General features: G+C 47.9%; 15 protein-coding genes. 8 read left to right on the top strand and 7 right to left on the bottom strand.

What is annotated here, in order from left to right; translation table 11 throughout:
• Position 1: 1 nt before the first annotated feature.
• The gene (gene rpoC, locus B5M13_RS27625) at positions 2-4,351 is read left to right on the top strand and encodes a DNA-directed RNA polymerase subunit beta' (RefSeq protein WP_080058737.1); all 4,350 of its coding nucleotides are present in this window, start codon (positions 2-4) and stop codon (positions 4,349-4,351) included.
• Positions 4,352-4,434: 83 nt separating this feature from the next.
• Here the strand turns inward: rpoC and B5M13_RS27630 are convergent, their stop codons facing one another.
• The 3 genes from B5M13_RS27630 to B5M13_RS27640 form a co-directional block, all read right to left on the bottom strand.
• Positions 4,435-5,448: a zinc-binding alcohol dehydrogenase family protein gene (locus B5M13_RS27630; protein ID WP_080058738.1), complete on the bottom strand. Its 1,014-nt coding sequence runs from the start codon at positions 5,446-5,448 to the stop codon at positions 4,435-4,437.
• 256 nt (positions 5,449-5,704) lie between these two features.
• Positions 5,705-8,566, bottom strand: a complete 2,862-nt coding sequence (locus B5M13_RS27635; RefSeq protein WP_080058739.1) for a carboxypeptidase-like regulatory domain-containing protein — start codon at positions 8,564-8,566, stop codon at positions 5,705-5,707.
• A gap of 335 nt (positions 8,567-8,901) precedes the next feature.
• Positions 8,902-11,469 carry a TonB-dependent receptor gene (locus B5M13_RS27640; protein WP_080058740.1) on the bottom strand — a complete coding sequence of 856 codons (2,568 nt, stop codon included), beginning with the start codon at positions 11,467-11,469 and terminating at the stop codon, positions 8,902-8,904.
• 1,009 nt (positions 11,470-12,478) lie between these two features.
• Between B5M13_RS27640 and B5M13_RS27650 the strand changes: the two genes are divergently transcribed.
• On the top strand, positions 12,479-13,321 hold the full coding sequence (locus tag B5M13_RS27650) for an IS982 family transposase (protein WP_080058742.1): 843 nt from the start codon (positions 12,479-12,481) through the stop codon (positions 13,319-13,321).
• 80 nt (positions 13,322-13,401) lie between these two features.
• Here B5M13_RS27650 and B5M13_RS27655 read toward each other — a convergent pair whose 3' ends face one another.
• On the bottom strand, positions 13,402-14,082 hold the full coding sequence (locus tag B5M13_RS27655) for a hypothetical protein (protein ID WP_179950462.1): 681 nt from the start codon (positions 14,080-14,082) through the stop codon (positions 13,402-13,404).
• 216 nt (positions 14,083-14,298) lie between these two features.
• Here B5M13_RS27655 and B5M13_RS27660 point away from each other — a divergent pair, with 216 nt between their 5' ends.
• Positions 14,299-16,308 carry a PAS domain-containing sensor histidine kinase gene (locus B5M13_RS27660; protein WP_080058743.1) on the top strand — a complete coding sequence of 670 codons (2,010 nt, stop codon included), beginning with the start codon at positions 14,299-14,301 and terminating at the stop codon, positions 16,306-16,308.
• Between the two features lie 33 nt (positions 16,309-16,341).
• On the opposite strand, the gene B5M13_RS27665 is transcribed toward B5M13_RS27660, so the two are convergent.
• Genes B5M13_RS27665 through B5M13_RS27675 form a run of 3 tightly spaced genes read right to left on the bottom strand, consistent with a single transcriptional unit; the run spans position 16,342 to position 18,720 of the window.
• On the bottom strand, positions 16,342-17,460 hold the full coding sequence (locus tag B5M13_RS27665; RefSeq protein ID WP_155297339.1) for a hypothetical protein: 1,119 nt from the start codon (positions 17,458-17,460) through the stop codon (positions 16,342-16,344).
• A gap of 2 nt (positions 17,461-17,462) precedes the next feature.
• The gene (locus B5M13_RS27670; protein ID WP_080058745.1) at positions 17,463-18,191 is read right to left on the bottom strand and encodes a hypothetical protein; all 729 of its coding nucleotides are present in this window, start codon (positions 18,189-18,191) and stop codon (positions 17,463-17,465) included.
• Positions 18,163-18,720 (bottom strand): RNA polymerase sigma factor, encoded by a 558-nt coding sequence (locus tag B5M13_RS27675; protein ID WP_080058746.1) that lies wholly within the window; start codon positions 18,718-18,720, stop codon positions 18,163-18,165. Before B5M13_RS27675 ends, B5M13_RS27670 begins: the two co-directional genes overlap by 29 nt.
• Positions 18,721-18,868: 148 nt before the next feature.
• Between B5M13_RS27675 and B5M13_RS27680 the strand changes: the two genes are divergently transcribed.
• The 5 genes from B5M13_RS27680 to B5M13_RS27700 all read left to right on the top strand — a co-directional run bounded on the left by B5M13_RS27680 (position 18,869) and on the right by B5M13_RS27700 (position 25,340).
• Entirely contained in the window at positions 18,869-21,079 is a 2,211-nt protein-coding gene (locus B5M13_RS27680) for a penicillin acylase family protein (protein WP_080058747.1), read from the top strand.
• A gap of 499 nt (positions 21,080-21,578) precedes the next feature.
• On the top strand, positions 21,579-21,956 hold the full coding sequence (locus B5M13_RS27685) for a hypothetical protein (RefSeq protein ID WP_080058748.1): 378 nt from the start codon (positions 21,579-21,581) through the stop codon (positions 21,954-21,956).
• 760 nt (positions 21,957-22,716) lie between these two features.
• Positions 22,717-23,142 (top strand): EthD family reductase, encoded by a 426-nt coding sequence (locus B5M13_RS27690; RefSeq protein WP_080058749.1) that lies wholly within the window; start codon positions 22,717-22,719, stop codon positions 23,140-23,142.
• 133 nt (positions 23,143-23,275) lie between these two features.
• On the top strand, positions 23,276-24,259 hold the full coding sequence (locus B5M13_RS27695; RefSeq protein ID WP_080058750.1) for a lipid A deacylase LpxR family protein: 984 nt from the start codon (positions 23,276-23,278) through the stop codon (positions 24,257-24,259).
• Between the two features lie 121 nt (positions 24,260-24,380).
• Positions 24,381-25,340 (top strand): UTP--glucose-1-phosphate uridylyltransferase, encoded by a 960-nt coding sequence (locus tag B5M13_RS27700; protein WP_080058751.1) that lies wholly within the window; start codon positions 24,381-24,383, stop codon positions 25,338-25,340.
• Positions 25,341-25,362 lie beyond the last annotated feature (22 nt).

The following is a 25,362-nucleotide window of genomic DNA, read 5'->3' on the forward strand; positions in this document are numbered from 1 at the left end:
AATGTCGTTCAAAAAGAACAAAAAACTCAATAGCGACTTCCAGAGCGTGACCATCAGCCTGGCATCGCCGGAGTCTATTTTGGAGAGTTCCTACGGCGAAGTGACACAGCCGGAGACTATCAATTACCGGACCTACAAACCCGAAATGGGTGGCTTGTTCTGCGAGCGCATCTTCGGGCCTGTGAAGGACTGGGAGTGTCATTGCGGGAAATACAAGCGGATTCGCTACAAAGGCATTATCTGCGACCGTTGCGGGGTTGAAGTAACCGAGAAAAAGGTTCGCCGGGAGCGCATGGGGCACATCGAACTGGTGGTGCCTGTTGCTCACATCTGGTATTTCCGCAGCTTACCCAACAAAATTGGTTATCTGTTGGGTCTTTCGACCAAAAAACTTGACCAGGTTATTTACTACGAACGGTATGTAGTTGTTCAGCCAGGGGTGAAAGCCGAAGATGGCATCAACCAGCTCGACTTCCTGACCGAAGATGAGTATCTGGACATCATTGACAAACTGCCCAGTAGCAACCAATACCTCGACGACAAAGACCCGAATAAATTCATCGCTAAGATGGGGGCTGAAGCGTTGGAGATGCTACTGTCTCGACTGAACCTGGACGAACTGTCTTACTCGCTTCGTCACTCTGCAGCTACGGATACATCCCAGCAACGGAAAGCTGAAGCTCTGAAGCGACTGAAAGTAGTGGAAGCATTCCGGGAAGCCAATGGTCATATTGAAAACCGTCCTGAATGGATGGTGATTAAAATGGTGCCCGTTATTCCGCCCGAACTGCGTCCGCTCGTTCCTCTTGATGGTGGTCGGTTTGCAACGTCCGATTTGAATGACCTGTATCGTCGGGTAATTATCCGAAACAACCGTCTGAAGCGGCTTATCGAAATCAAAGCCCCTGAAGTGATTCTGCGGAATGAAAAGCGGATGCTTCAGGAAGCTGTCGATTCGCTGTTCGACAACTCGCGTAAAGTAAACGCTGTTCGTTCAGAAGGTAACCGGGCGCTGAAGTCGCTGTCCGACATGCTGAAAGGTAAGCAAGGTCGTTTCCGGCAAAACCTGCTCGGTAAGCGTGTTGACTATTCAGGTCGTTCGGTTATCGTAGTAGGCCCAGAGCTGAAGCTGCACGAATGTGGTTTGCCGAAAGATATGGCGGCTGAGTTGTTCAAGCCGTTCGTTATCCGCAAACTCATCGAGCGGGGTATTGTAAAAACCGTAAAATCGGCCAAGAAGATCGTTGACCGGAAAGACCCTGTGATCTGGGATATTCTGGAAAACGTACTGAAAGGGCACCCTGTATTGCTCAACCGGGCTCCAACGCTGCACCGATTAGGTATCCAGGCGTTCCAGCCGAAGCTGATTGAAGGGAAAGCGATTCAGTTGCACCCACTCGTCTGTACAGCTTTCAACGCTGACTTCGACGGCGACCAGATGGCTGTTCACGTGCCATTGGGTCAGGAAGCAATTCTGGAAGCCTCGTTGCTGATGCTGGCATCGCACAACATTCTGAACCCTGCCAACGGTGCGCCAATTACGGTACCATCGCAGGACATGGTGTTGGGCCTGTATTATGTAACGAAAGGTCGCAAGAGCACGCCAGAATACCCAATTCCAGGCGAAGGCATGACGTTCTATGGTGCCGAAGAAGTAATTATCGGTATCAATGAAGGTCGGATTTCGAAACACGCCAACATTAAGTGCCGGGTTAAGGTTCGGGACGAAAATGGGGAGATCGTGTCTAAGGTAATAGACACTGTAGCTGGCCGATTGTTGTTCAACCAGGCTGTTCCTGAAGAAGTTGGTTACATCAACGAACTGCTCACGAAGAAAAAGCTGCAACAAATCATTGCCTTGATCTTCAAGATTTCAGGTGGTGCCCGGACAGCTCAATTCCTCGATGAGATCAAAGAACTTGGATTCCAGATGGCGTTCAAAGGAGGTCTGTCGATTGGGCTGAGCGATGTGATGATTCCAGAAGCCAAACAGGGTCTGGTTGAAGAAGCCAAGGCTGAAGTACAGGGTGTTTGGGACAACTACCTGATGGGTCTGATCACGGAGAACGAACGTTATAACCAGGTTATTGACATCTGGACGCGCGTAAACTCCCGTCTGACCGAAACGCTGATGAAGCAACTCGAAGCTGACCAGGGTGGTTTCAACTCAATCTTCATGATGATGCACTCGGGAGCCCGTGGTTCGCGCGAGCAGATTCGTCAGTTGGGTGGTATGCGGGGTCTGATGGCCAAACCACAGAAAAACCTGCAAGGCTCAGTTGGTGAGATCATCGAAAACCCGATTCTGTCGAACTTTAAAGAAGGTCTCGACGTGTTGGAGTACTTCATCTCGACGCACGGTGCCCGGAAAGGTCTGGCCGATACCGCTCTGAAAACAGCCGATGCCGGTTACCTGACACGTCGTCTGCACGATGTGGCCCAGGATGTTATCATCAGCGAAGAAGACTGTGGAACGCTGCGCGGTCTGCAGGTTTCGGCTCTGAAAGACAATGAAGATATTGTTGAGCCACTGTCCGAACGGATTCTCGGCCGTACGACGGTTCATGACATCTACGATCCGCTTTCGAAAGATCTGATCATCGGCGCTGGCGAACTGATTACAGAAGAAGTTGCCGCACAGATCGACGAAACCAGCATCGAAACGGTAGAAATCCGTTCGGTACTAACCTGCGAATCGCGTCAGGGTGTTTGCGCCAAGTGTTACGGACGTAACCTGGCATCGGGCCGGATGGTCGACATCGGTGAGGCCGTTGGCGTTATCGCTTCGCAATCCATCGGTGAGCCAGGTACCCAGCTTACGCTTCGTACCTTCCACGTAGGTGGTACCGCTTCGAACATTGCGGTCGATGCATCGATCAAAGCGAAATTCGATGGTCTGATCGAGTTTGAAGAAATGCGGACGGTTGAATCGGAAGATGCTGAAGGTAACCCACAAACGGTCGTAATGGGCCGTTCGGGTGAAGTTCGGATCGTGAATCCTGATGACCGGAACCAGGTTCTGATCAGCAATAACGTACCGTATGGTGCATTCCTGCGGGTGAAAGAAGGCGATATAGTGAAGAAGGGCGATGACATCTGCGCATGGGACCCCTACAACGCCGTTATCCTTTCTGAATTGACGGGTACGCTGACCTTCGACGCCATTGAAGATGGTATTACCTATCGTGAAGAGTTCGACGAACAGACGGGCTTCCAGGAGATGGTAATCATCGAAAGTCGCGACAAGGCAAAGAACCCAGCCATTGTTGTACAGGGAACGACAACGCTGACGCTTCACCTGCCTGATAATGATGGCGGTCCGCTTCAGAAGAGTTATAACTTACCTGTTGGTTCACGTCTGGTTGTAAAAGCCGGGCAAAAAATCAAAGCAGGTCAGCCATTGGCGAAAATTCCACGTAACGTTGGTAAAACCCGCGATATCACGGGTGGTCTGCCACGGGTAACGGAATTGTTCGAAGCCCGGAACCCATCGAACCCGGCTGTAGTGAGCGAGATCGACGGTGTAGTAACCTACGGTACAATTAAGCGGGGTAACCGCGAAATCTTCATCGAGTCGAAAGACGGCACGAAGAAGAAATACCTTGTACCACTCTCGAAGTTCATCCTTGTACAGGATAACGACTTCGTACGGGCAGGTGCTCCGCTCTCAGATGGTGCCATTACGCCAAGCGATATTCTGGCTATTAAAGGGCCAACGGCTGTTCAGGAATATCTGGTGAATGAAATTCAGGAAGTTTACCGCCTGCAAGGGGTGAAAATCAACGATAAGCACATCGAAGCCATCGTGCGTCAGATGATGCAGAAAGTTGAAATCATCGACTCAGGCGACACCAACTTCCTCGAAGGTCAGGTTGTGGATAAGTGGGCTTTCCGTGAAGAAAACGACAAAGTCCTTGATGCCAAAGTCGTTATGGACGCTGGTGACTCGCCAAACTTCAAGCCAGGGATGATCGTTACAAGCCGTCAGCTTCGCGATGAGAACTCCAGCCTGAAACGCCGTGACATGGCTCTGGTGACTGTTCGTGATGCTATGGCTGCCGTTTCGCAACCAACGCTGATGGGTATTACACAGTCGTCACTGGGTACTGATAGCTTCATTTCGGCGGCTTCCTTCCAGGAAACGACGAAAGTATTGAGCGAAGCGTCGATCCGTGGTAAGCGTGATACACTCGAAGGTTTGAAAGAGAACGTGATTGTAGGTCACCTGATTCCAGCGGGTACGGGTATTCGTCGTTACCAAAACGCGATTGTCGGCTCGAAGGAAGAGTTGGAGACCATCACCGAATCGCGCGACCAGTTCGCCCGCAGCAAAAAACGGGCAACGGTATAAGCCTCGATATAAATTCTACAAAAAGCCCCGCTCAGAAATGAGTGGGGCTTTTTGTAGCTTATCATTCAATGGAGTTCTTATCGTCAAAACGAAATGACCCACTTACCAATCGTTTTTCCAGATTCCAACTGAGCATGGGCTTGTCTGAAATTATCGGCTGTCAAACCATGCAACGTGTGCGTATGGGTGGTTTTCAATACACCCTCATCCAGAAGCTCAGCCACCCGGTCAAGAATAAAGTGCTGCTCAATCATGTCGTCGGTCTGATAGGTTGAGCGGGTATACATAAATTCCCAGGAAAAACTAACGCTCTTGTTTTTCAGCTTGTTTAGCAACACCGGGACAGAACTACCTGTGATGGAGGCAATGTGCCCCTGTGGCTTAATTAGCTCAACCATGGCATCCCAATAGAGATTAGCATCCACAAAATCAACGATGTAGTCTACGTAGTGAAAGCCTGCATTCCGAACTTCGGCTACGAGGTCTCGGTGATTGACGATTATATCGGCCCCCATTTTTTTGCACCAGTCGATGGTCTCGGGGCGCGAAGCCGTAGCAATTACAGTCAAACCCAGCAGTTTTTTCGCAAGTTGAATAGCAATCGATCCTACACCCCCTGCCCCACCAATGATCAGCAAAGTCTTCGTTCGATCTCGCTCGACCGAAAGGCGCATCCGGTCGAAAAGGATTTCCCAGGCTGTTAAAGCCGTCAACGGGATAGCAGCAGCCGCTTCGGCCGATAACCCATAAGGTTTACGGCCCACAATACGCTCATCAATGAGTTGAAACTCGGCGTTACTACCTGGTTTCGTTATATCACCGGCATAGTACACCTCATCACCCACATTGAATAAACTCACGGCATCGCCAACCGCTTCTACTACGCCCACGGCATCCCAGCCAATAATTTTAGGCTGTTCAAGTACAGTATCTTTTGCCGAATTCTGCCGGATTTTAAAGTCCACCGGATTTACCGATACGGCTTTGACTTTTACCAGTAACTGACGGCCATCGGGCGTTGGCTTATCTGTTTCAAACTCAATAAAACTATCTGCATCTGTGATCGGAAGCGACGTTTTGAACCCTACTGCTTTCATTATTAATATCGTTTTATATACAATTTATCCACCAGATCGATACCCTGTCAGATCTTTGTATATCCGGGTATTATCGGTTACTTAACCATGCAAAGTTGGCATAAAGCCTGTACAAAGACCTATATAAAAATCGGGCGTTCGATACAAATTTACAGGAGTATGTATTTGTAGTAGAGCCTAGATTATGAGGATATACACCGATCTAAATCATAGCCGAAGCGTAGATTCGGTACCCTAAAAATCTGCGTTATATGTGTTAGCGCATTAATTCATCGAATGTCAGGCTTATGTAATACATACCGCCAATTTGCGCCAAACCATAGCCCTGTGCGTAATACTTGTTCAGGAGGTTGGTCCCTCCTACTTTAACGACAGTTTTATACGCTGGCAGTTTGTAGGATACCTGCGCATCCAGACTTGACCAGGCAGGTAACCAGACATCACCGGCAGTAATCCCCTGCTCCCACCATACGCGGTCTGTCCAGCGATAGGTTAGTGTTGCTCCTATATGATCTGTAATATGGGGGTTATTTAAACCAACAGTATAGCGATTTTCAGGCGTATTGAAATAGTTTCGCCCTCGTTGAGCTACTTCAGGTTTACTCATTTTACGTTTGATGATCGGTACGCCTGCGTTATCATTTACCAGATTCTCCTGGGCATCGCGCAGGGTAATTAAACCTACCTGATGAGCATAGTTACCCGTCAGCATAAAATTCCGCCCCAGGCTGTATTCCATTCCCGCTCCCCAGCCATCGACAATAATGTCGCTAAGCGAGTTTAGATTGACTTGTACGATTCGATAGGCCTCTTTACTCAGATCAGCAATCTGTCCGGTGTTAGGCTGATAAACATTCTGAGCTGTGATAAAGTCAGTGTATTTGCTGTGAAAGTAGTAGGCATCGATAGAAACTTTATTCTGAATCAGTGTTTTATAGCCAATCTCCCAGGTTCTTAATTTCTCCGTTTTAAAACTACCAGGGGTAAATGCACGAGCCTGAAGCTGAGCCTCGGTGATGCGACCAGCCGAAAAATCGGCAACATCACTCTCCAGGTAAGCCGGTTTCGACAATAATCCAGCCGTTTCAAGAGTAGGCGCTAATCCACCAACTTCACCAGATCGCCCTACTATTGGCACCGAAAACAACTGGCCCGGCGTCGGATTATGAAAGGCCATTTGCCAGGAGGCCCGGAAGTTATGCGACCCAAGACTGGCTACTGCTGATGCACGGGGCGATAGACCGCCTGTCAAATACTGATTCTTATCGTACCGAACAGCAAGCGTAGGTTTAACCAAAAGCTTATCACCGACCGATAGTTCTTTGGAAGCCTGGATATATGCACCGTACTCGTTGATAGTATATTCCGAACTATCGGGCTTCAGGGACACCAGCGTGCCTCCTGTATTGAGCGCATAATGGCGTACACTGGCCCCGACAACGATGTCTGCCACGCCTATTAGCTCCTTGAAATTATACATCCCTTCGTAGTGCCACAAGGCTGAATTGTCCCGAAAACGGGTACCTCTGGCGCCACGATAACCGGGGATTGTATCGGTATCATAGGTGGTTGCAAATGCATCGCGTGCGGCATCAAACCGATTTGTGCCCGGTAAAAAACGGCCTCGGTCGGCCGTTAGCCGGGATTGGCCAACCGTCACTTTATTCTCAACATACGCCTGACCGAACTCCGCAGCCCACTGAGCCAGGGATTTCCAGTTTGTATTGATAGCAAGTGCTGTCTGGCCGAGGTTCCAGGCTTCGGCCATTTGCTGGGTCGTGTACGCCCGGAGGAAAAAGTTTTCGCCACGCACTTCAGCCTTGATCTGATGCCGTTGATAATCAGGAAAGTATTCCCTGAAATTAGCCGTACGCATAAAATTTCCACTCCCATAGTTCCAACCGATCGAAGCTTCAATATCGTCGGTAAGTTTGTAATGCAGGGACAGATTTACCCGGTTATTGACCACTTTACCATTGTTGCCCAGCAACTCTAATTCCGTGTAGCCTGTACGCGTCACTAACTTATTCTGTAACAATACATTGGCGTAGTTTGACGGAAATATATACGAACTACCATTTCCGCCCACTTCATCGCCATACACGTTTACGCCATCGTATTGGAAATTGTTGTCGGGGTTATTGTTCGGGATGTAGCCTACGCCAATTGCAATTCCTCCCTGATTGCGATCAGTAGCAAAGAAGCCCGGTCGGGAACGGGTCTGTCGATCGCTATAGTCATCGGCAATGAAGTCGGTCCCCATAAATCGCTGAATATTCACCTTAAAAGCAAAGCGGTCGCCAAGTTGCCGGGCATATCGAATCGCCAGATCACCAAAGGCTTTCGGTCCAAAATCTGGCTTCCCGACATTATTTACCCCCTCTTTGAGCTGAACACTTAACCCCTGATATGTAAATGGGTTTTTGCTGTTCGTAAGCATAAGCCCCTGTTCGGCATCTGGCCCATACAGAGCCGACGAAGCGCCCGGCACTAGTTCAATGCTTTCAACGTCCAGATCAGGAATACCCGCCACATTACCGAATCCAAAGCCCAAACCCGGCGACCGATTATCCATGCCATCATTCAGTTGCACAAACCGAGCGTTGTTGTTTGACCCAAAACCACGAAGATTAACGGATTTAAAGGTCAGGCTTTGGGTGATCAGATCAACACCTTTAACATTCTGAAGCGCGTCGAATGGACTAAAAGCAGGGGACTGACTAAACGACCTGTTATCAAGTCGTTCTATAGTCACGGAGGTCTTCTGAATATCTTCGGGAACACGGCTCGCGGCCCGTACCAATTCATCTGTAATCACGGTCTCTTCAACCAGTTTTACCTGAATCCGTCGAAAATTGCTCCCGCGTACTTGCACTTCTTTTCGTTGATAACCGATTGACGATACGGTAATGATCAGTGGTAACTCGCTGGTCGTTTGTAGGGTAAATCGGCCATTTGCCTGCGAAGTAGTCCCGTTCGTTGTTCCCTGAATAATGATGGTTACGCCTGCCAGGGGATGCTCTTTTTCATCGGTGACGATACCGGCAAGGTTTAACTGCGCAAAAGCCGTAGCTATTCCCTGTAGCGTAAATCCCAGTAAAAGAAAGAGATGTCTCATAAGCTACCGTTTTGAGGAAGTAGTAAGTTGATCATATACGTTTGAACTACTTACACGAATTGATGTTTAATGATGGCTCGTTCCTGGATACTCTAGCTCCTATTCGATGCCTTTTTGTTGCGTTACGAAATCAGTTATGTGCCGCTTTATCGATTACGAAACCCTATACACGTTATCTCTTGTCCTGCCAGAAGTAACCGCAAATATCATAAAAATAGAAAAGCTGTTTGCGTTATTTGATACATAACGCAAACAGCTTTCTTAAAGTGAAAAAATTTATGCTCTGGTCGTCGGAATAATAAACTCCACGTTTATTACAGACGCACTTACTCGCTTTAAAATGTATAACGAAGCGTTATACCGTAGGTTCTAGGATCGCCTACGATACCCGCATAATGGCCAGCGCTTCCGGGAGCCGCTAACAATTGCTCGTAGTAGTTGGTATTGAATAGGTTTCTACCCCATATGAATACCGAAACCCCTGTCGATGCCCGGAACCCAAGTCGGCTATTGAACAAGCTATATCCGTCAATATTTAAATACTGGGACGGTGAAGGGCTTGATGAAAACGATGACCGATAGAATGCATCAACGCCAAAGAAATAATTGCCTTTCAGGTTGAAAAACTCTCCTCGTGCCGTTGCCTCACCCCCTAATGAACCTGACCATTTAGAAATACCGGGCAGAACCCCGCCCGAAACATCCTTGAAGGCCTGCTCACCTCCTGTTTCTTCCAGCGGTACAGGTGCATTCTTGAACGATACGTAGATCCCATCGGTATAAGCCAGTGCCGTGTTGAGCGTTAAATGATTACCCACCCGCACGTTTCCATCCAACTCAACACCCAGCACCCGAACCTTCTCCGCATTAGCCAGATAGCCTCTGTTCACACCCGGTTCAGGGGTTTGCACCTGCGTTTGATAGTCTTTGATTTCAGTGTCATAAACGATAAGGTTCAGCGTAGAGTTGGGCGACGGCTTTGTCTTTAAACCAAATTCAATGTGATTGACGGACTCAGGCTTCACTTTAGCCAAATCGAGTAATACCTGCCCATTGGCCGTTGGTAATCCACCGATATTGATCCCAACCGGTTTGTAGCTTATCGCATATGTTCCGAAAGCATTAACAGCATTACCGACTTTATATTGCAGGGTAACCTGCCCGGAGAAATTTCCTTCCGATACGTCCGTATCAAACGCCTGATTGGTATAAACAGCATTCTTTAAGGCAAGGAGTGCGGGGTCTGTCGTTTGCAGGCCTCCGTACGTTTCCCGCTTATAATTGGCAACTTTCTTATCGTAGTTGTAACGAATGCCCGGTAAAACGTGAAGATTGTCGCTTATAGCCCAGTCAAGCTGACCAAAAACAGCTAACCCTGTGCTTTGAATCCGGTTCGTGGTGCGTATACCGAAATTATCGAACAAGCCTGGGGTTTTCCAGAGGGCGCTGGTAGAACTTTGGGCAAAACGCCACTGAGCCGAACCAGCTTCTTCAGTCTGCACAGGGTCTGATTTCAGATCCTGCCAAAGGCCGAAAAATCCAATCACACCACTCAATCTCGACGATACTTTACCGGCATACCGTATCTCCTGCGACCATTGATCATGGACCGAGTTTCCCGAGGAAATCGTAAAGACCGGTAAACCGATATAATCTCGGTCATTCAGGGGAGTCCACCGCCAGTGACGCCATGCCGTCGTAGAGGTCAGTGTACCATTGCCGATTTTTATATCGGCGTTAAGCGAGATACCGCCCAGTTTATTATCCGCCTTGGAAGGTGTATCCAGATCGACAATGCGTTCAAAGGCGCTCGAATAAGGCAGCTTGTAATTTAAATCGGCAATAATGGCATTGAACTGGCGATAAGCTGCCCGTTTTGTTGGCACCACACCTGCTACTGGCCAGCCGTAGCCATTTGGTTTTTGCGTAGAGGCATCACCGATCAGGGTAATTTTTACATTATCGGAGGGTGTATAAAGCAGTTGACCACGGAAACCGATATTGTTGATGTCATTGATATTTTGCTGGGTATGTACATTGTAGAACAGACCGTCCCGCTGCGTACCTGTAAACGACACCCTTGCCGCCAGTTTCTTACTCAAGGGGCCTGTTAGAGAACCCTTTGCCTGAATGAATCCGTAATTGCCGTAGCTTAATTCAAAGCTTCCGCTGGGCACAAAACTAGCCTGCCGTGTGGTAATGTTGAAAGCGCCCGCCGTTGTATTTTTGCCATATAAGGTTCCCTGAGGCCCTCGTAATACCTCAACCTGCTCAATATCAATAAAGTCAAGCGCGGTAGCGGCCGGACGTGCATAGTAAACACCATCGACGTAAAAGCCAACACCCGGATCGATACCATCGTTTGTCAGGCCAAACGTTGAGCCTAATCCGCGAATATTGAGCGTCGTATTCCGTGCATTTGACGCGTACAATTGTACGGTTGGAACAAGTTCTTTCAGTCGGTTCACATTGAAAGCCCCGGCATCTTCGGCCCGAGTCCCTCCTACGATCGAGATCGGAATAGGAACCTCCTGCGCTGATTCCTGACGCCGTCGGGATGTAATCACCACATCAGCTAACTGATTGGCACCTTCTTCCAACTGGATTTCTGTATTGTTATCACTAACGATAACTTCCTTAGTCTGATACCCCAGGAACGATACCACAACCGTAAAGGGGAGCTTCTGACCAGTAAGCAGTTTAAACTGCCCATCTGGATCGGTCGCATTACCGTTGGTTGTTCCTTTAATAGTTACGGTAGCCCCAACCAGCACTTCTTTGGTGCGGGCGTCAACAATCTTGCCGGTTACAGTTGAATTGATAATAGGGGCATTTTGTGCAGATGCCAATAGGGAATAAACAATTAACCCTATCGACAAAGTGGATTTTAAAAGTCTATACATTCTACTTGTGTTTAATGGTACTTTTCAGGCATGTCCTATGAAGCGCTACGGTCTATATGCAAATCGCTATACGTGCTCATCATTTTCGCCATGCCTGCGTGCTGGCTATTGTTTTCTATTCTCCTACTAATCCCGGTTGTAGATAGACTATAAGTACTTATAGTCTATTGAATTAATAGATTTCACAAAACAGCTATATGTTTTTTTCTATTCCAAACGATCCTGGTAAAAAAACCATCGAACCGATTGATTTTCTTGTTTAGTGGCTAAGAAAGCTTGGAATAAGTCAATGAACTTTTAGGAGAGGTCAGTATAGAGCTGACTTATGCGGCATACTGGCCAGTATTTTTGTCTCCCTGGCCATCCTCATTTCGTGCTTAGGGTTGTTTGGGTTGGCTTCCTTCACGGCAGAATGATGAACGAAAGAGATTGGCATTCGCAAAGCGCTTAGCATCGGTTATCAACCTGTGGCAGTTGATTTCTAAAGACTTTGTGGTGTTGGTCTTGATTGCCTGTCTGATCACGCCCCCGATTACCTATAACCTGATAAACAGCTGGTGGGACCATTACACTTATCGCGTCGACCTATCCTGGTGGATTTTTGCGGTGGCCATTGTGGGAGCGCTGACGATAGCTACCAACAGTTTCCAAGCGCTAAAATTGGATTTCGTTAAGCGAGAAAATGCCGTTATGAAGCTTACTACTCGATAAATTTAGCACTGGATACACAGGTCGTCGCCAGTTGTCCACGGCCACAACTACCCAACTTTTGTGATCAAGACGAGTGGCAATCGTCCATCTGAGTAAAGAAACAACCAAGGTACTGGTTGATAGGAATTGACTCAGCTTTACACAAAGTCAGTAGTTGTTACAATAAGTGGATACCTAGTAACATTTTCTATTTAATCTAAGTTGTATGAAAATAGCTTGATGGGACACCAAGAAAAAAGACATAGCCAAGAGCAAGAGTACCTTTGAGGTGCGAAAACATCAGTAACCCGCTCTGACTATGTCTGAAAAAGTAGTGGCAATTTACTGCTTTCTAGATGATTTCTTTCTAGAAACCAATCACCCTGGATCGACCAAACCACAAGCTAAACCTAAAGTAACAGACAGCATTGTGTTGACTACCGCCATCATATCGGCTCGTTTCTTTGGGGGCAACCAAGCTTCAGCCATGCTCTATATGGCGGACAAGCAGGGTGTCCTTATGCTGGAAAAGTCGGCCTTTAATCGCCGGTTGCATCGACTCGCTCATACCTTGAGTGTCTTATTTTATTATTTGGCCGACTTCTTTAAAGCCTTGAATGTGAGCAGTCAGTATCTAATTGATTCATTTCCTGTATCGGTTTGCGATAATATTCGCATCAGCCGTTCACGGTTGGTCAAGGGGGAAGAGTATCGAGGCAAAATTGCTTCCAAACGACGGTTCTTCTTTGGGTATCGGGTGCAAGTAGTGACCACCAGTACTAAGCAGCCCGTGCAATTTTTTATTCTTCCGGGTTCGTACGCGGATATAACAGCTCTTCAGATGATGCATTTGCATTTGCCCGCAGGTAGCGAGGTGTTTGGTGATGCTGCCTACACCGACTACGAACAAGAGGAACTGTACGCTGATTGTGAACAGATTTCCTTACAGATTCAACGCAAGAGTAATAGTCATCGGGCTGACCCGATTTGGATAGCCGCTTACAAGAAGATGCGTCGTCAGGCAATCGAACAAGCTTTTAGTCAAGTCAAGTTGCGATTTCCTCAAAAGATTCATGCCGTTACCGAAGCGGGTTTCCTGATCAAGCTTGTCTTATTTCTACTTGCATACGCTCTAGAATCAAACTTGTATCATACAACTTAGATTATTTAGCCCTTATCCTCAACCTAAAAACGAGCCACTTTCACAGAAAGTGGCTCGTTTCTTTTAAACTGATGCATTATCTACGCAGCCCGGCTACTCTGCGGACGACGCAGAATAGGTGACCGAAGCGATTGTGCATTGGCTTCTTCTATGACCTGTTCCGACACCATACCCAGATGATTAGCCCGCTTCAGTACATAATCGAATGGCAGGTTGAAATAATTGGCAACTTCACTACGGAAACTATCGGGGAAACGGGTAAGCCGCAGACCAAAGAATTTACGCACCTCCGACTCAGGAAGCATAGCAGCCAGGGCTACCCGTTCAGCTTCAGCCAGCAGTTCTTTTCTGACAGGATACAAATGTTCGAGGCCAACGGAAGCCGCCAGAATATTCAAAAACAGATTTTTGTACATCATCGACAACTCGGCGGGCAATATCACCCATCCCTGCTCCCGAAACTTGGCCGAAAAGCCAGTCAGGCCTTGTTCTCCCCGGATTTCACCTGCAATAAACTCATCTGGAAACTGAAGCCGGTCATCCGTTTTCTGTAGCCGGAATACAACGGCTTCAACAGGGCTTTTTTGAAAGAGCAGGTTAGCCGGGAGCGCCCGGGTTGCCTCCCACTGATCAGTCATACGCATAAACAAACTTTCGTTTACGGGCAGATTGTCGGGGTTACCGAGGCTTATGAGCATTCGACGGAAAGCGGCCAGAAAATCAATCTGGAGTTGGGCTGGATTCGAACGTCCTTTTTTCATGCGGATTGAGTTGCCAGGTACGGTTTTGTCAACAATTGCTGGCTCATTAGTCGTGTTGTTCGTTGAAAATTGGGGAGGTAAATATAAACAATAACTCGCTGAAAACAAAGACATAAACCAGAGAAAGTATTATCCTGTTATTCATTCCGGTTTAGAGTTCGTATCTTGCTCTGACCAGACGGTCAATTACTTCTTTTATGACCTTCCGAAAGTCCAATGACAGAGTTTAATCAGCCAGATTTCTTCCCTGCCAATCCTGGCCAAATGGCTGAACAAGTGGGTAGCGACCATCTGAACAGTATTTTCGAAACCGCCCCTGTTTGCATCGTATCGTACCGGGCCATACGAAACTCAGCCCACGAAATCGTCGATTTTAAACCATTACGCGTAAACCGGGAAGCGATAGCTGCCTGTGGACATACCCGCGAAGCAATCATGGCTTCGACACTACTGGAATTGTTTCCGCTATTCCGGGGTAGTGCCCTGCTACAGGATTATTTAGCCGTTGTTCTGTCGGGCGAAAATCGCCGGAGCGATCACTATATTCCGGGTTTGGGTGGCTGGTTCAATGTGTCGGTTTCGTGTATCGCACCCGATGAGCTGGCGGTTGTGTTTATTGACGTTAATACCCGCAAAGAAGCCGAGTTAATGAGGCAGCAACAAGCCGAACTACTCACGCAAATAAGTCAGTCGATGCAAATGGCCGTTTCAAGCCATGTACCCATTCGGGACGAAAGTGGGCGGATTGTCGATTTTGAATACATTTACTTTAACGAAAAAGCAAAGGATTGGCTTCCCGTCGATTGGCGGACTGTACTTGGACAAACCGTACGAACCATGCAGTTTACCGCCAACGTTGACCAAACGATTGCCCGCCTGGCCCACGTTGTTGAAACGGGCGAAACGGATCATTTTGATGCCATCATTGCTGACGGCCGGATTTTCTACAACATCATTGCCCGTTCCGGCGAAGGAACTGTTTCAACCTTTATTGATGTAACCAAACAGCGACGGGCCGAACAAAAGATTCTGGAGTTAAAAGCCATTTCTGACCAACAGGCGGCTTTATTACAAAGCATTCTAGACTCGTCATTAACCGCTATTGCCTGCTATGATGCTGTTCTGGACGAACGGGGAAGTGCAGTCGATTTTCGCTTTGTTCTGGCGAATCAGACTACTTTCGATATTCTGAACACCACAGCCAATGAACTATATGGTAAAACGATCGTCGAACTGAATCCTGCTCTGATGGGCAGCGCTGTTCTCGACACGTACATCAGCGTTTATGAAACAGGGCAATCCACAATTATGGAGCGTCAGGCCCAGGAGCGTTTCTTTTATGTGTCGATTGTAAAGTTTGGCGATGGCGTTCTTTCATCGGCAATTGACATAACCGAAAATCAGCAGTATCGCGAACAGCTTGAAGCGGCCAATATGGCGCTTAAGCAAAGTAACGACAACCTCCAGAGTTTCGCTTATGTAGCCAGCCATGACCTGCAGGAGCCTCTACGAAAAATCCGGTCGTTCGGTGACCTGATTCTGAACGAATACAGCCCATTACTACCTGAAACGGCGCAGGATATGCTTCGCCGGATGCAGGCAGCTGCCGAGCGCATGAGCAATCTGATTCAGGACCTGCTGTCGTTGTCGCGACTCACCATACAGCAAGCTACCTTTGATGTTGTAGACCTGAATCAGCTACTGTCTGAAGTTCTGACCGATCTGGAAACGATCGTAGCCGATACGGGTGCCAAAGTTGAACGAAGTCTACTGCCTTCTGTGCCCGGAAATCCGCTACAACTCCGTCAGTTGTTTCAGAATCTGCTTTCCAACGCCCTGAAATTTCGCCAACCCGACCGCTCTCCTCACGTGCGTATCGATCTTCATCAGGTGAATGCTCAGGAAGTCCCAACAAGTTCATTACCGTACACAGTTACGCGTGAAAATGCTCCAGCCAGCCTATCGACACGCATTCAGGCAGTTCATCCGGCTAAAACCTTTTATGCTATCACCATCAGCGATAATGGGATTGGCTTCGATGCCGAACGATATGGTGAAACGATCTTCGGCGCTTTTCAGCGGCTCCACGGCCGAAAGGGGAATTTTGTAGGTACGGGTATCGGACTGGCCATTGCCAAAAAAGTCGTCGAAAACCACTATGGCTGTATTGTCGCTGACAGTCGCGAAGGGGAAGGTGCTTCCTTTACAGTGTACCTGCCTGCTTAAGTCTATTTTTGCCTATTGGTATTTCGACGTTTGTTATAATCCTACAACCAGCCGTAAGCCCGGATACACCTTCTTGAAAAAGCCATTCATATAGAATTCTGGCTGTACTTTAAATAATCCTTTGTGATAAACAGTACTGCTCAAGCGGATCGTATTCGCATCAAAATAAGGCCCGCTTCGGTAAACGGGTATGCCTACGTTAAATGAAACGATCTGCCGACTAAAAGACAAGGGTTGCCGCCCTTTGCTAGCATAATAAAAGGCGAGGCCGACGTTTAAAAAATCGTTACGAAAGGTTTGGAACCGGCCATCGGTAGTCGATTGGTCGAAGAAGAATGTAGATGTATAACCCACCGAATAACTTACGGTATGAAGCTGGCTGGGAATAAAATGAACATCAAGATTCAGCGACGGTGCCCACTGATTGCGTATTAAACCCACCCCTACATTGGGCTGAAAACTCAAAAATGGTTTTTTAGCGGAACCCGGATGTAGAAAATGAAATGAGTTATCGGCTCGCTGAAGCATATCGAATGCCATTTTCGGACTAGTCAGGTCATGATTTTTATAGTTCTGTACGGCGTCGAGAGCCTGCCGCACTTTCGAATTGACTCCACCCTGGCGCATTAAGCGCTCAATATCGTGAATGCTGTTAACAAACAGATAAACGCTATAATCATACGGACTGACCTGGCTGTAATTATAACGAAGCCCCCGCTGATCGTATGTTGATACCCAGTCAATCTGTAATGTATCCTGCTGTATCTTAACTTCTAACGGGTTTTCTCCATCCTGGAAACGAAAGTCCGTGGTCGCCTGTGGTGTCGAATGTAAAGTCAGATCCCGTGCAGTTGCAGCAAGTCGAAACAAGGCATGCGTTGCCGCTGTAGGGTTTCGCGTAGTATCTTCCACTTTCCGATAATCGGCTATGAATAGGTGTAGTACCGAATCGATATTCTGATGGGCCGCCACCTGCGCATATCGGTTGAACCCAATTAACAAAGTAATACGCTGCCCCAGGTCGATCTCAATATGGCTACGGCCAATAAAGTTCTGCTGGGCTCCACGTTCAGTTAAACGCATTACCGTTTGAGACATAGTCATACGAGCCGTGCTTAGCAGAAGCACAGTGAGCAAAAAAAATAGACGCATGGTTATTGATTTGGTTTATTCGTTAAGGGCATCACCAGGGCTGGCCGATGATCATCTGACAGGGGTTCGGCTCGTTGCCCAGTGCCCAGTCGCACAAAGTTCTCGGTTGAATACAGTTTAGGTCGAGCTTCTTCTTCGGCCCGTAGTTCATTCTGGTGTACTATTCTGAAACGTCGTTTAGCCGGCAAATCCGCCACGTTCCGTTTTAAGGGTATTAGTGGTTTTTCAACAACAGCAACGGTTTCTACAACCATGTCTAAGTCAGGCCTTGGAGACGGCATAGCTGCTATCTCATTTATTGTGGGAACAGCTTCTACCGGTTCAGGTACTCTTGTTTTTGCCTTGGTGGCCGTTGTGCCTGCAGGCAATGCTGTAGTAAAAGACTGCGTCGGTACATTCGGCTGAGTAAGTTCAGTTGGCAAATTCTGTTTGAAAGGAAGTTTTGTAGCGGCTCTGGTCTTATGAGCTGTTTTTCCGTTAGCAGCCAGGGACTGTTTTTCAACAGACGGGTAAACCCAGTACCAAACAAACAGCAATCCGATCAAACAGGCGGCAATCCCCCACCGCATCCATCCGAACGACTGACGGGTCCCTGTTGGCTGAAGTTCAGGACGCAGTTGGGTCCAAAGCCGTTCTGAATCGAACGACGAACCCGGTGGTGGTGCATCAGGTAATCGGCGGAGTGTTTGCCGTACCCATTCGTCAGGCATTTCGTCGGGTTTCGGTTTCATAGCCGTTTTGAATTAACCAGGTTTGTAATACAGCTCTCGCTTTGCTTAGTTGCGATTTTGATGTGTTCTCAGAAATATGCAGTTGTTCTGCAATCTCCCGGTGTGTATAGCCTTCTATAACGTACAAATTGAATACAGTCCGGTAGCCCGTGGGGAGTTCGCGAATGAGCGCATAAATCCGCTCAACATCCAGCCCAGCATCGGGTAGTGCTACAGAATCGGGTTGGTCATCAATCTCATCGTCGGACAGAAAAGGGGGTAACTGGCGATTTGCCCGTAGATGCTGTAAAGCCTCGTTGACCACAATACGCCGGAGCCACGCTTCCAAACCATTTTCATCCCGATACGAAAAGCTGCTTATACTACGAAACGCCTTAAGAAAGGCATTCATGAGCACCTCCTCTGCTTCCGGCTCATGTCGAACATAACGCAGACTTACCCGAAACAATCGATTGATATACTGATCGAACAGCCGTTTCTGGGCAAACGCATTGTCCCTCTGACACTGTTCAACCAGTTGTTTTAGCATAATGACCGATTCGTTTTCAATGACAGGAATGCCATAGTGCCGAAAAGGGTTGCCTGATAGCTGAAAAAAAACAGTTTATGCTGGCTAACTGCCAGGAAAGGCTATTTTTGTTTTGCAACTTATTCGGTTTTCATACAACCTTTCATCAATGATCTACCTTTCCCCTTCAGTTAGCCGTTCAGGACCTTTTCTGTTTTTACTGCTGATCTCGTTCATAGCCCAGGGCCAGCCGTTTACCAATGCAGAAATTACCCGCTGGAAGCAGCAGGCCAAACAGATCACCATTACCCGCGATACCTGGGGCGTTCCACACATCAGTGGTAAAACCGATGCCGATGTCATTTTTGGGGTACTGTACACCCAATGTGAAGACGATTTCGCCCGGGTCGAGACCAATTACATCGACGCCATTGGTCGGATGGCTGAAGTGGAGGGCGAGTCAGCCCTGTACCACGACTTACGAGCCCGACTATTTCTGGATTCGACACAGGCCATAGCCATTTATAAAAAGAGCCCCGTCTGGATGAAAAAACTGCTGGACGCCTTTGCCGATGGCACCAATTATTACCTTTATACGCATCCAGAGGTAAAACCCCGGCTGCTCAAACGATTTCAGCCGTGGATGCCACTAATGTTCAGTGAAGGAAGCATAGGCGGCAACATTAGCGTGATTTCGACGGATCGACTGAAGGCATTTTACGAACATAACAAGTTTACATCGTCGATCAACGATTTTGACAAGTACGAACGAGAGCCTGTTGGTTCGAACGGTTTTGCCATTGCCCCCGCCAAAAGTGCCACAAAAAATGCGCTGCTGCTCATCAATCCGCATACGTCGTTCTATTTCCGGTCGGAGGTGCATCTAACCAGTCAGGAAGGTCTAAATGCGTATGGAGCCGTTACTTGGGGGCAATTCTTTATTTATCAGGGCTTTAATGAGTATTGTGGCTGGATGCATACTTCCAGCGGTGCCGACTCGATGGATGAGTACCTGGAAACGATTGAGAAAAAAGGCAATACCTATTACTACAAATCCGGTACAGCACTCAAGCCGGTTCGGAGTCAGCGAATTCGGCTACCGTATAAATCCGGGAACAGCATCCAGTATAAAGAGTTTACCATGTACTGGACCCAGCACGGCCCAGTAGTGGGCGAAAAAGACGGTAAGTGGATGTCGGTTGCCATGATGAATACACCCCTGAATGCACTGGAACAATCGTATCTGAGAACCAAAGCGAAAGGGTATGCGAGCTATAAAGAAGTCATGAAGCTCAACGGCAACGCATCGAACAATACGGTTTTTGCCGACCGTGATGGTAATATCGCTTACTGGCATGGCAACTTCATGCCCAAACGCGACCCTAAATTCGACTGGAGCCAGCCCGTTGATGGTAGCAACCCCGCTACAGACTGGAAGGGGATGCACACGGTCGATGAACTGGTACAGGTTCATAATCCGGCTAGTGGCTGGATACAAAACTGCAATTCGACGCCATTTACGGTTTCGGGTGGCAGCAGTCCTGCGCAAAGCGCGTATCCGGCCTACATGGCTCCTGATGCCGAAAATTACCGGGGCATTAATGCCGTTCGGGTGCTAAGCCAGAAGTCTATATTCACACTCGACACCCTGATTGCAGCCGCCAACGACCCGCATCTGGCCGGTTTCGATGAGTTAATTCCCGCACTAGTGAAAGCCTACGAATCAGTTAAAACGAACAATACGTCGAATGAGGTAGCCGAAGCCGTTCAGGTGCTCAAAGACTGGAACAAATGCTACGGTACGGCATCAGTTGGTACGACGCTGGCTATTTTCTGGGGTGAAAAAATTCAGCGTCTGGCCCGCAGTCGCGTACCGGCTACCCAACGACTCGATTTCCTGAGTTTTACCGATTTCGTAATCAACCAAACGACACCACAGGAAAAAGTTACGGTTCTAAACGAAACCCTGGCCGAATTAACCCGCGACTTCGGCACCTGGAAAACGCCCTGGGGCAACATCAACCGCTACCAACGCCTGACGGGTAACATTCAGGAAACCTACGACGATCAGAAGCCCAGTATTCCAGTTGGGTTTACGCCTTCCGTTTGGGGTTCACTGGCCGCCTATGGTGCTCGTACCGCCCCCAATACAAAAAAACGCTATGGCTATGTGGGGAATAGTTTTGTAGCGGTAGTTGAATTTGGCAAACGGGTAAAAGCCCGCTCTGTGGTAACAGGTGGTCAAAGCAGCCGTCCCGGCGAAACCCACTTCACCGACCAGGCCGAACTCTATTGCGCCGGCAGATTCAAAGACGTCTGGTTCTATCCCGAAGACATAAAACAGCACATCGAAAAAACCTACCACCCCGGCGATAAATAAGAGTAGCCGGGGTTAAGTCTATTCTGAATGCTGATGGGCCTGGGATTCATAATAGACTTACGTTAACCATACAGTATTCTTTTGACATAAATAGACTGATTATTAGCAGGAGGGAGGTCCGTAACTTTGCGTACAATAGTTTGTTGGGTGGCCCGGCTAAGGCTGGGAGTGCATTTCGGGGTTTCGGTCGACACGAAGTCCGGCTCGGACAGCGAGCTTTTAGGAGTTCATTTGCGGCTCCCGTTGACACGAGAATCGCCCCGGCTGGGCCAGTTTAGGCGTTCATGTCCACCCGGCGTGCGACAGCGGAAACGCCCCGGTCTGGCAGTCAACAAAGTGCGTTGGTAAGTAGCGTTCGATACGAGAAACGCCCAATTAAGTAGAAAAAATGAGTAAACTTTTATGGATTCTTTTACTGGCTTTAGCTGGCTACTTGGTAGTCCGGAACAGGGCATTCATCAAACAGAGATTTAGAACCGTCGCTTCAACTGAACCTGCTATGCTTTCCGATGAAGAACTAATTGCCCATGTACGCAAAGCGATTCTTCCTCAGTTCAAAGATTGGGTGCTTTTTGCCAATGGGACCTACGTCATTATTGAAGACTCAACCATCGCTGACAAGCCCAAAACAGCCATCGAGCTAATGAAAAAATATGGACCCATTCATGTGGGTAGTCCAGCTGCTGACTTTGGAGTCATTAGCCTTATTCATACGGAAGGCTGGGTGGTTAATGGGCATTATGCGGCTATGTACACCTATGTCCACCCTAGCGAGTTGGGAAAGGAAGCCCCGTCAGACCTAGAAATAGGTTTAAAGGGCAGAGCCAAACGGGATATGGATGGTAAAGGCCCCAAAGTGATTTATGTTAACGATTAAGTTTGACTCCGCGTGGGCAGCTTCTCGGCGTCAGGGAGCACGTCCCGTGGGGAAGCGGGGCAGCCCAACCAAATGAGGGTGTAAAGGTTGACACTACGTGTGTTATCTTGAGTCGCCCGCTCATCCATCAGCCCTCATGGTCGTTGAGAGAATTAGCCAACAGAAAAGCGTGTATTCCGATTCTGGTGTGGCAGGCAGAACGTCTCATTAATTAACAAAGCGATTTTAGCTCGCTAGTCAGGTTTCGGCTGGCAGGTCAACCATATCGACAAGTCAAGGTCTGCGAAAGAGTTAATTTGAATACTTTGAATTTAGGTTAGGATAATGGATAATATGGTTTATTTCATGTTGGGTTGCTAGTATTCATAGTTAGTCTAGGACTCAAAACCTTAAACTCCCAACTTGTTCGATTAAGGGAGTCATGTAGCGATTTAAAAGGAAATCCTGGAAGAGTTAAAGAAGATTAACCAATTAGCAAAATCGGATTAGCCAGTAGGTTTCTATCTGCTTCGCGCGGTTAAGCTACCGCTTACAGGCAACACATCCCGCAGGCGATTTTTCAGCCTACCCTCACTGAGCCCACGAGCTTACATTCGTGGTTTCGAGTCGTTTTTCATCTATCAGCTCTCATGGCCGTTAGGCGAACTGCTTTTCATACCACAAAACCGAATAGGGGACCTTACCCATTACATTCGGCTGGGCAAGGCTGATTTTCATTGCATTTTAGTAGCTTCGCGTAGGACAATTTCAAACTACCATTATGAAAATAAAACTCGTACTAATCTTATTAGTGCTTGGCACATATTTTTCAGCATTTGCTCAACAAAAACCCGATTCTAAAGCCAGCAACAAAGCGGATGCTGGCGAAAAAGGGTTGATTAAAGTGTCCATTTTATACCCTTATGCAGAAGGTAAAACCTTCGATATGGACTATTATGAGAAAAGTCATATGCCCTTTGTAGCTGGTTTGTTAGGGTCTAATCTGGTACGATATACCATAGAAAAAGGTGTTTCAAGTGGCATGCCCAATTCGCCATTACCCTTTATGGCTATTGGGTGTTTTTATGTCAAGAGTTTAGCTGATTATCAGGCAGCTATCACCCCAAATAGAGACGCTATACGAGCCGACTTTCCCAAGTATACCAACATCAGTCCGACGATACTGATTAGTGAGGTAATAAAGTAGTTTTTTAGATTTTCCGAAACACTCAAAAGCACCATTCCTTCAAGCTTCTGCTTAGCTTGAAGGAATCAGTGGCCTGGTATGCGTTGGTCGACCAATCAATCCGATAATGTAGGATAGGCGTAGATAGATCATTATGCAGAAACATACTATCTATCTGTTTATTCTGGGGTGCTTGCTCCCATTAGTAAATGTAGCGCAACGCATCGATAATACGGCATCGTTTCGGCAAATGGGCTCCGACAATTACTTCCGTTTTCACTACGACAACGACTATTTTACAGCGACAGACCGATATTATACACAGGGGTACAATGTTGAAGTTGTCAATCCGTCACTCCAAAAAAATCCCCTGACGAAACTGCTCGTTACCTTAAAAGGTAATCCGGTCCAATATGGCCTGTCGTTGGAGCATTTTGGGTTTACGCCCACTACCCTCGGAAGCGATGCGATCCTGATAGGAGATCGTCCCTTTGCCGCGTGTATTCTCTTCAAAACGTTCAGTGTATCCACTGATACGCTGCGTCGGGTTCGCGTATCATCGTTGCTCAGTACGGGTATGGTAGGCCCGATTGCGTTTGGCTACGAAATGCAGGCGGCTATTCATCGGCTCATTAACGGTGTTGAACCCCATGGCTGGCAGCACCAGATTCGCAACGATGCCATTCTGAATTATAACCTTACCTACGAAAAGCAGCTATATGCCTATCGTCATGCGCTATCGGTAAGCACTACTGCCCAGGTTCAGGTCGGCACATTCCTGAATCGGGCACAAACAGGAATTGCAGTCATGCTAGGCCGATTCGATTCACCGTTTAGCCAAACGACGACCAGTAAGCGGTTGCAGTTGTATGTTTATGCTCAGCCTTTAGTTAGCCTTGTTGCCTATGATGCTAGCCTGCAAGGCGGGTTATTTAACCGCAGTAGCCCGTACGTAATTCCGGCCGATCAACTGACACGGACTACATTTCAGGCAAACTATGGGGCCGTGTTACGCTATAAAAAACTCTATCTGGAATATTATCAGTCGTTGCTTACCCGCGAATATGAAACGGGGATGCCTCATCGCTGGGGGGGCGTAAAAATCGGCGTGGCTTTCAATGTAACTTCCCACCGATAAAATGAACCCAACGCGAGTCCTATAGAAACGTCTACTATCATGTCGGATAATAAATCTATAGGTATGTGTCTTGGTTAAGTGATTCCCGTTACTCTATCTTCGTTGGAAATACATCTGCTACATGAAAATCAGAAAAGCCGTCATTACCGCAGCCGCACGTGGAGAACGTTTATACCCCGTTGCCGATACGATACAGAAAGCCATGCTTCCCATCATCGATACCGATGGGCTGCACAAGCCCGTTATTCAGGCCATTGCCGAAGAGGCTTTTCTAAGCGGTATTGAAGAAATCTGCGTGGTGTGTGCCCCCGGCGATGGCGACCGTTATATCAACGCCTTCACCTCCCTGCGTGATAACCTGATTAAATCCTATAAAAACGTTGACTGGGCTCAGGAGGAAGCCGAAAAAATTGATACCCTCATCAGTCGGGTTCGCTTTGCCGAACAGCCAGAACCGCTGGGGTATGGTCACGCCGTTTACTGTGCCAAAGACTTTGTGGCCGATGAGCCGTTTCTGCTCCTCCTCGGCGACTACCTGTATATCTCCAATCTGACCAGCAAACGGTGTGCTACGCAGCTCATCGAACTGGCTGTTCAGGAAGACTGCTCCGTATCGGCTGTCAACCCCACCATTGAGCATCAAATCGGGCGGTATGGCACACTTACGGGCAAGCATATACCCGGCATGAATGGGGTATACCAGATTGAACGGCTTATTGAGAAACCCTCGCTGAGCGTAGCTGAGCTTGAACTCCAGACTCCTGGCCTGCGGGTTGGCTACTACCTCTGCTTCTTCGGTATGCACGTGTTTACCCCAACGGTGTTCAGCCTGCTGGAAAAACAGATCGCACAGGATGGTACAAATATTCCGCTGACACCGGCCCTTCAGGAACTGGCCCATATCGAAAAATATCTGGCGCTGGAGGTAAAGGGGAATCGATACGACTTAAGTGGGCGGCAGGGGCTTTTACGGGCGCAGATGGCCCTCGGTCTGGCAGGAGTGGCTCACGACGAAACGCTGACGTCGATGGTCGAACTATTAGCCGAAGCTAATTCGCGAAAGGCACAACTTACTCCCTAACTAGCAGGTAGCCGAATCCACT

Source organism: Spirosoma aerolatum, assembly GCF_002056795.1.
In the GTDB taxonomy this organism is placed as follows: Bacteria; Bacteroidota; Bacteroidia; order Cytophagales; family Spirosomataceae; genus Spirosoma; species Spirosoma aerolatum.

Bases quoted from the DNA above. Each gene is read 5' to 3' on its own strand.
- rpoC (WP_080058737.1), top strand. From the start codon at position 2: ATGTCGTTCAAAAAGAACAAAAAACTCAATAGCGACTTCCAGAGCGTG.
- B5M13_RS27630 (WP_080058738.1), bottom strand. From the start codon at position 5,448: ATGAAAGCAGTAGGGTTCAAAACGTCGCTTCCGATCACAGATGCAGAT.
- B5M13_RS27635 (WP_080058739.1), bottom strand. From the start codon at position 8,566: ATGAGACATCTCTTTCTTTTACTGGGATTTACGCTACAGGGAATAGCT.
- B5M13_RS27640 (WP_080058740.1), bottom strand. From the start codon at position 11,469: ATGTATAGACTTTTAAAATCCACTTTGTCGATAGGGTTAATTGTTTAT.
- B5M13_RS27650 (WP_080058742.1), top strand. From the start codon at position 12,479: ATGTCTGAAAAAGTAGTGGCAATTTACTGCTTTCTAGATGATTTCTTT.
- B5M13_RS27655 (WP_179950462.1), bottom strand. From the start codon at position 14,082: ATGAAAAAAGGACGTTCGAATCCAGCCCAACTCCAGATTGATTTTCTG.
- B5M13_RS27660 (WP_080058743.1), top strand. From the start codon at position 14,299: ATGACAGAGTTTAATCAGCCAGATTTCTTCCCTGCCAATCCTGGCCAA.
- B5M13_RS27665 (WP_155297339.1), bottom strand. From the start codon at position 17,460: ATGCGTCTATTTTTTTTGCTCACTGTGCTTCTGCTAAGCACGGCTCGT.
- B5M13_RS27670 (WP_080058745.1), bottom strand. From the start codon at position 18,191: ATGAAACCGAAACCCGACGAAATGCCTGACGAATGGGTACGGCAAACA.
- B5M13_RS27675 (WP_080058746.1), bottom strand. From the start codon at position 18,720: ATGCTAAAACAACTGGTTGAACAGTGTCAGAGGGACAATGCGTTTGCC.
- B5M13_RS27680 (WP_080058747.1), top strand. From the start codon at position 18,869: ATGATCTACCTTTCCCCTTCAGTTAGCCGTTCAGGACCTTTTCTGTTT.
- B5M13_RS27685 (WP_080058748.1), top strand. From the start codon at position 21,579: ATGCTTTCCGATGAAGAACTAATTGCCCATGTACGCAAAGCGATTCTT.
- B5M13_RS27690 (WP_080058749.1), top strand. From the start codon at position 22,717: ATGAAAATAAAACTCGTACTAATCTTATTAGTGCTTGGCACATATTTT.
- B5M13_RS27695 (WP_080058750.1), top strand. From the start codon at position 23,276: ATGCAGAAACATACTATCTATCTGTTTATTCTGGGGTGCTTGCTCCCA.
- B5M13_RS27700 (WP_080058751.1), top strand. From the start codon at position 24,381: ATGAAAATCAGAAAAGCCGTCATTACCGCAGCCGCACGTGGAGAACGT.